Genomic DNA, 6358 nt, shown 5'->3' with positions numbered 1-6358 from the left:
GTGGAGAATGTAATAGTGTTTTCTTTCCAATTTATGTCGGAAAATTTTGCATTCAAAAGTTCGCTGAGTCTTTTAGTTGATTGGATTGCCATTTCAACAAAAATCCCCATTCTTAAGGAGTGTTGATAAGATTTTTCTGTGAAACGAAGTAAATCTGGTTTAGGAATTGGAGCATAAACAGTTTTTTCTCTGATTCTAGAAAAAGTTTTCGATGATCCGGTTTTTTGTGGAATGGGAGCTCTAATTAGACCGGATGTTTCTCGGCACAAGAATTTAAAGAAACTTAAAAACGCGGCAGCACAGGTCTGTTTTGAATTTTTTGAAAGAGAAGAGATTAATAGAATGCTGTCCAATCTAGAATTTAAGTTTAATTTTCTTAACTCATTTAAAGTAAAATTCTCTGACAAAATTCTTTCTCGAAAAATTTTTTTAAAACAAAAATAATATCTAGTTCTAGTTCCTTCGTTAGAAAGTTGTGTTAAGAAACAGTTTACTAAATCTATTAATAACAAATTCGATAAGGAGGATCTCTTTTCTCCAAAAAACGTTTTTGGTTTTGTTAAAAAAAAGTTTTTTTCTAATTCTAATCTTAAATCGGTGTTCATTGTGCTGAAAATCTCTGAAGAGTCGTATAATGAATCTTAATTCATTATACATAAAATAAAACCATAAAAAGTAAAACTTCTCCGAAAAAGTCTACCACCTAAAGTTGCAGAGTCTACCACCTAAAGTTGCAGAGTCTACCACCTAAAGTTGCAGAGTCTACCACCTAAAGTTGCAGAAAACAGAGGAGAAACGTAACCACTATATTATAATAAAGTATTTTATACTTTTATAAGCGAATTTCGAAAACTAAGAGTTTTTAGATATCAAAAAAATTTCTCTTAAGATCTTTTTAGACAACGTTGATAATTTGGGGCTTTTCTTAATTAAAACCATTAAGTCATAAGCTTTCTTGTAAATCAAGTAATCCAAAGGATCTCGTTCTTTATCCCCTGTCTGGCCGTTTCTCGCTGAAGGAATAAATTGGTTTAAGGTTGTAATGGCATTCTCATTACCCATCCCTTGAATTATCTCCATTACAGAAATCTTTTTCTTTATATCAGCCCTTCTAGAAGCTAAAATATAAGCAGTTTTGTATGGAATGGACTGGAATTTTTGCTTTAACACTTGGTTTGGCAAATTTATATACAATTCATAATAAGCCAGAGCGTTATAAGCTGAAGACTTTGTAGGAAAGACCAGAGAGATCCATTTACTGAAACTTGTCTCAAGACACCCTATTTCTTTAAGAATTTCTCGAATCCTAAAAATTTTCTCCCCAACAAGCAGCACTCCCTGTTTTTGTATTCCTTTTATTTGTCCTGTTAATTGTTTAATCAGCAAAATTTCTTTAGAAAAAACAGGTTCTACTTCGGAAAAGATTTCCGAGATTTTATCAGACTCAGAGCTATCTAATACTTCCGGATTAGAATTTTCGGAATTCTTAGAAAACTCTCTAGAAACAATACTTTTACTCTTTTTAAAAAACTGATCGGCTTCTTCGTATATCTTTTTCACAATTTTACCTAATACTTTCTAAACTCAGAGAGAACACTTCTTTGTAAATCCCGTCAGAAAGAGTCTTTATATCAGAAGACGCTCTAGAGTTAGGGTAGACAGAAAAAACAGGTTTTTCTTTCAAAATGGCTCGACTAAAAGAGATATCTCTTCTGATGAGATACCGAGGAATGTTTCCTGAAAAAACAGAATTTACACTATTGATATAAAGATTATTCGTAGAGTTTCTTGTTTCCCAGAAAGAAATTGCAACACCAAAAATCTTTATATTGAGATTAGGGATGGAATCTGAAAACTCCTTGATCTTATGCAGCCCAACAACAGAAAATGGCTCTGGAGATAAACAAACAACTAGTCCATCTGCGGCTAAAAAGGCCTCTTTAGCGAGAAACCCCAAACTTGGAGGAGTATCTATAATACAGAAATCAAAATTAGAAGATTTCTTTAAAACATTACTGAGATTTCCCTGAAAAAAAGATCCAGTACCCGACGCTTGATTCCTAAAAACCTCAGAAGTTATTTCCGAGGGAATTATGCTTAGGTTCTTTGTTGTAGTTTTTTTTACAAAGCTATCAAAATCCCACCCATTTACTAATAGCTCTGAAGAAGTAAAAGAATCCGCAGAATCCCCCCACATATAGGTTGTCAGATTAGCTTGCGGATCCAGGTCAATCAACAAAACCTTTTTGTTTTTCTTTTCAGCTAAATAGCAAGCAACATTTGCTGACAAGGTGGTTTTCCCAGTCCCGCCCTTAAAAGAACAAAAAGTTATTACTTTCACTTAAACTCCAACGTTAGAGTGTCATTAAGAAAACATTTCCTTCCTAGCAAAGGCGAGCATTATCAAAGCTTTCTTCATTTTAGCGTTATTACTTTCCAATTGTTCTAATAAAGGAGAATCTGGAAAATAATCCAGAGAGTTCTGAATTTCTTCTGTTAATCTTAGTATAGCCGATATGCTTTTCGAGTATAATTCCATGGGGGAATTCAATATTTTCACACTGTGCTTGGATATTTTCGTTTTTAGCTTGAGTTCTGGAAAATCTTTTCCGACTTCTCTTATTATCTTTACAAAACTTCCTTGAAAACTGTTATCTTTGTGCATATTCTAACCCCAAAATAATCAGAAGGTTGTTTCTATAAAAAAAACACAGAAAAACAATCAACTTTTTATAAAATAATTATCCGTTGTTCTGAGGAGTAACCTCTAAAATAGAGATCGTAGAAGAAACACTAGTTCCAAGGATTTTATCTCCGTTAGACATACCGTTTATTATAACAGGACCGCTGTCCATTCCGCCGACCCTTAAACTTAGTGTGATTGGATTTTTTCTCTCTGAATAAATAACCGTATTCAACTGACAACAGTTTGGATTTCCATTGGAGTATCCAAACCCAAAAGATTTTGGAAAATCGTCTCCACTCCTAGTTAAGGATAAAACTATAGTCCCCTCTCTTCTAGAAGCTATGATGTTTGTGAAAACAAGAAATGCTGAGTTTACGTTCTCGGGAGTTATGGTTATTTTACATACCTCTGTACCACAAGAATCTGTTTTTATATTAGAGGAAGAAAATAGACCATCACATAAAACTATGTCAGAAAAAGAGTAGGTTTTAAAAGCTTTTTTAATAGCAAAGTTCGGATTAGATTCTAATTCTCCTATAACCTTATCAACTAAAGAATTCGATATAGAATCAGTTAATTTATCTCCTATTTTATCTATAACATCATCTTTTATAGTTTCGGCATTTATATCAAAAGACAGGTCTCCTTCGTTTTGTTGAGGAAAGTTGATTTTGATGCCAGCACCATCTATCAATTTAGCTGCTATTGGGCCAGATGTTGTTCGCTGATCTAGTGCATCTTGTCCCAAAATAATTTGGTTTTTGGACAGAGGTTTTTTCATCTGACCAACCATAATATTATCTGCAAAAACTACATTTTGACTTTCGCTTAATTTAAAACCAGAATCACCCATAATTAAACCTTTTGTTTTTAACTAAGGGTGTTTTATTTTTTCTTTTTTTTAAAAAGAAATGTGGTTGTTTTTAGAAATTCTATGAAATTTTTCTTTGTTTATATAAAATACTTCCTTCTTAGAAACGGTTTTTCCTTCCAAAGTTTCATGCTTGTTTAGCCATTCAAGTTCTATTGCTATATCCACACATCTTTTTATAGAGTAATCAATTCTTTTCCAATTTCTGGAAGCTATATATCTATTCATTCTCAACACGTAAGATAAATTTTCAGAACTTATCTCTATCTTTTCAGGCCAGTCATAATTTTTACCACAACTAATTCTTTTTCTAGTTGCAGAACTAACAATCCAATCTATAAATGTATATGTAAATTTTGATGCATTAGGGAATTTTAATTTTATTTCTTGATAAATGTTTGCTGGTTTCAATATGAAATATGAGTCGATTTGATCTATCAGAATAGGGCAAGGTTCTACTATGAAACCCCTATGTTTGGTCGTTATGAAATTAAGGAAATTTCCTTCTTCTAAATATTCATTTTCCTTTAAGGTCAAACCCTCCCATCCTTCAAAAATCCTGATTATTGGAGAAAAAGTTTGGTACCGATCAACAACTTCTACGCCCTTCTCCCATCTTTTTCTGGTTGCTATGATTAGGTGGGGTTGAGAACCCAGATGCTGCAAGGCTTGTAAAGCTATCAGAGCTTCCTTGCCACCAAACTCTTTCTTATTTCTAGATGTTTTATACTTTTTCACTCCATATGCTTCTAGATACTCAGATCTAGAAAACTTTATCCTCGGAACTTTTCCTTCAAATTTAAAGCTATTTGTTTCCCTGGACAAGTAATTGCTTTGCATATTCCCATTGTAATTTGTCGCTGTTAATAGTTTTTGGATGGCTGCAAGAGCGTGATAATGGGATGGCTGTAGGTCTAGCCCTATAACTTCTATCTTAGATTCTGTTACGATGGAAGAAAACATATCCAATTGTTCTTTATCTAGAAGAATCGGTTTTCTTCCGAACTTTTGGTTTTCAAGATGAAGAGAGCTTTTTATAACTTGGTTTTTCACCATTTTTCATTTTTCTCGTAGAAAATTCCTGTTGTTACATCGAAATTCAAAAGCCCAGATAAAACTGGGCCGTGTCTGTTTTTTGATAGAATTAATTCAATGAGCGTCTTACGAATATCTCTGTTTTCATAACATTCTTTTTTGTGAAGAAAAAGTACAGAGTCTGCATCTTGCTCTATCTGACCACTGTCTCTAAGATCTGATATAATAGGTCTCTTATTACCTCTTTCTTCGATTCTTCTGGAAAGTTGAGATAGGCAAACTATGGGGAGTTTCAACTCAGAGGATAAAATTCTTATTTGTCTAGACACATCAGCAACTTCATTTTGTCTGTTTTCAAACTTGGATCCAGATCGAACTAACTGTATGTAATCAATAAATATAATCTTTACACCAAAATCTTCTTTCAGCCTTCTCGCTTGATCTAACAAAGAGTTAATTGTGGAACAATTATCGCCCAAAACGTAAATAGGTGTGGTTCTCAACTCTTCGCTAACTTTTTCTAATTTTTCTAAAGAAACTCTATCAAAATTTCCTCTTCTTAGAGACTCACTTGGAATAGAGCTTAGATTGGACAAGATTCTCTCCGCAATTTGGTCTTTTGACATTTCAAGAGAAATAAATCCAACTGGAATTTTTTTTTGATGGGACAAAAATGTTGCTAGATTTATAGAAAACGCCGTTTTACCTACAGAGGGTCTTGCTGCTAAAATTACATAATTTCCTTCAGATAAAATAGAAACATTCTCGTCTAAGAATCGAAATCCAAAAGGAAGGCTGTCTGGAAAATCTTTTTGGTTTTTTTGTCTGTAATTATACCTGTCAAAAATTTTTTTCATTAATGGATCCTCCTTTCTCTCTGGAGAAAAGAGGATCTCACTAATGCTTTCTCTTTTTGAACCAACAAAACTAAAAAACCTTCTTTGAATTTTCTTTAAAGACTCTTGTAATTCTTCTATGAGGATTTTTGATGGCTTTCTATTAAAGTGTTGATGAAAATCTTTCGAAGCCCTGAGTAGAGTGTCTCCAAGCCTTCTATTAGCCAACCTTTCCTGTAAAAAGTCTATATAACAATACAACTCTACAACATCTGCTGTATCACAGTACATGCTGAGTATGTAAGAAGAGTCTACCTTATCTTCTTGTCTAAAATTTCTTATCTCCTCCCAAATAAAATGGGCATTGCATGGCTTACCAGTTAAAACTAGAGATTTAATTGCGCTGAATATTATCCTGTGCCCAATCCTCTGAAAATGTTCTTCTTCCAGTTCTTTGGCAACGATTCTAGCTTGATCGTAAAAAGCTACGGCTTGGCCTAGCAAAAAATATTCAACATCTAGATGATCTTTTATTTCTTTGACATCCGATTTTTCTTGTTTGCTGGAGATCATATTAAGGTTACCTTGCAGCTTGGGTTGTTTTTGAAAGAATTTTTATCGTAATAACGAACCATCTCTATGGAAGAGTGGCCTGTTATTTCTACTAAGTCGCCTAAGGAAAACCCGTACTCTCTATACATACAGATAGACGTTGCTCTCAAAACATGTGGAGTAACTCTATAAGAAAGGTTGCAACTTTCTGAAATAGAAATAAGTTGCCTCCAAATATAGTCCTTCTGAACTTTTCTCCCTGAAGAGGTGCTGAAAATATATTCTTTGTAAGAAGCTTTATCCCTTAATTCTAGCAGTTTTTGCATAAATCTATTAGGAAACGTTACGATACATTGCTTATCTACAATGGTTTTCATT

At 33.4% G+C, this 6358-nt stretch carries 8 protein-coding genes; all 8 read right to left on the bottom strand.

The genetic code is table 11. The annotated features are described in order from the left end of the window. Positions 1–512 (bottom strand): hypothetical protein (locus KJA58_RS05190; protein ID WP_213358408.1); only part of this gene is annotated, 512 nt, incomplete at its 3' end. Between the two features lie 340 nt (positions 513–852). Continuing rightward, positions 853–1560, bottom strand: a complete 708-nt coding sequence (locus KJA58_RS05185; RefSeq protein WP_213358407.1) for a CT583 family protein — start codon at positions 1558–1560, stop codon at positions 853–855. A 4-nt stretch (positions 1561–1564) separates the two neighbouring features. Next, complete coding sequence (locus KJA58_RS05180) at positions 1565–2341, bottom strand: ParA family protein (protein WP_213358406.1); 777 nt, start codon at positions 2339–2341, stop codon at positions 1565–1567. A 24-nt stretch (positions 2342–2365) separates the two neighbouring features. After that, a complete protein-coding gene (locus KJA58_RS05175) occupies positions 2366–2665 on the bottom strand; it encodes a virulence factor (protein ID WP_213358405.1) in 300 nt (99 codons plus the stop codon). A 76-nt stretch (positions 2666–2741) separates the two neighbouring features. Further along, on the bottom strand, positions 2742–3539 hold the full coding sequence (gene pgp3, locus KJA58_RS05170) for a virulence factor Pgp3 (protein ID WP_213358404.1): 798 nt from the start codon (positions 3537–3539) through the stop codon (positions 2742–2744). Positions 3540–3587: 48 nt separating this feature from the next. Beyond that, complete coding sequence (locus tag KJA58_RS05165; RefSeq protein WP_213358403.1) at positions 3588–4613, bottom strand: virulence factor; 1026 nt, start codon at positions 4611–4613, stop codon at positions 3588–3590. Beyond that, positions 4607–6001, bottom strand: a complete 1395-nt coding sequence (locus tag KJA58_RS05160) for a replicative DNA helicase (RefSeq protein ID WP_213358402.1) — start codon at positions 5999–6001, stop codon at positions 4607–4609. The genes KJA58_RS05165 and KJA58_RS05160 overlap by 7 nt, the downstream gene beginning before the upstream one ends. Continuing rightward, a partial coding sequence (locus tag KJA58_RS05155; RefSeq protein ID WP_213358401.1) for a tyrosine-type recombinase/integrase occupies positions 5998–6358 on the bottom strand: 361 nt, incomplete at its 5' end. The genes KJA58_RS05160 and KJA58_RS05155, both read right to left, overlap by 4 nt.

This window comes from Chlamydiifrater phoenicopteri (genome assembly GCF_902807005.1).
In the GTDB taxonomy this organism is placed as follows: Bacteria; Chlamydiota; Chlamydiia; order Chlamydiales; family Chlamydiaceae; genus Chlamydiifrater; species Chlamydiifrater phoenicopteri.
The sequence above is the reverse complement of the archived record's forward strand: the minus strand, read 5'-3'. Positions and strand labels throughout refer to the sequence as shown.

Excerpts from the sequence above, each read along its gene's own strand:
- KJA58_RS05175 (WP_213358405.1), bottom strand. The coding sequence starts at position 2,665 with ATGCACAAAGATAACAGTTTTCAAGGAAGTTTTGTAAAGATAATAAGA.
- pgp3 (WP_213358404.1), bottom strand. The coding sequence starts at position 3,539 with ATGGGTGATTCTGGTTTTAAATTAAGCGAAAGTCAAAATGTAGTTTTT.
- KJA58_RS05165 (WP_213358403.1), bottom strand. The coding sequence starts at position 4,613 with ATGGTGAAAAACCAAGTTATAAAAAGCTCTCTTCATCTTGAAAACCAA.
- KJA58_RS05160 (WP_213358402.1), bottom strand. The coding sequence starts at position 6,001 with ATGATCTCCAGCAAACAAGAAAAATCGGATGTCAAAGAAATAAAAGAT.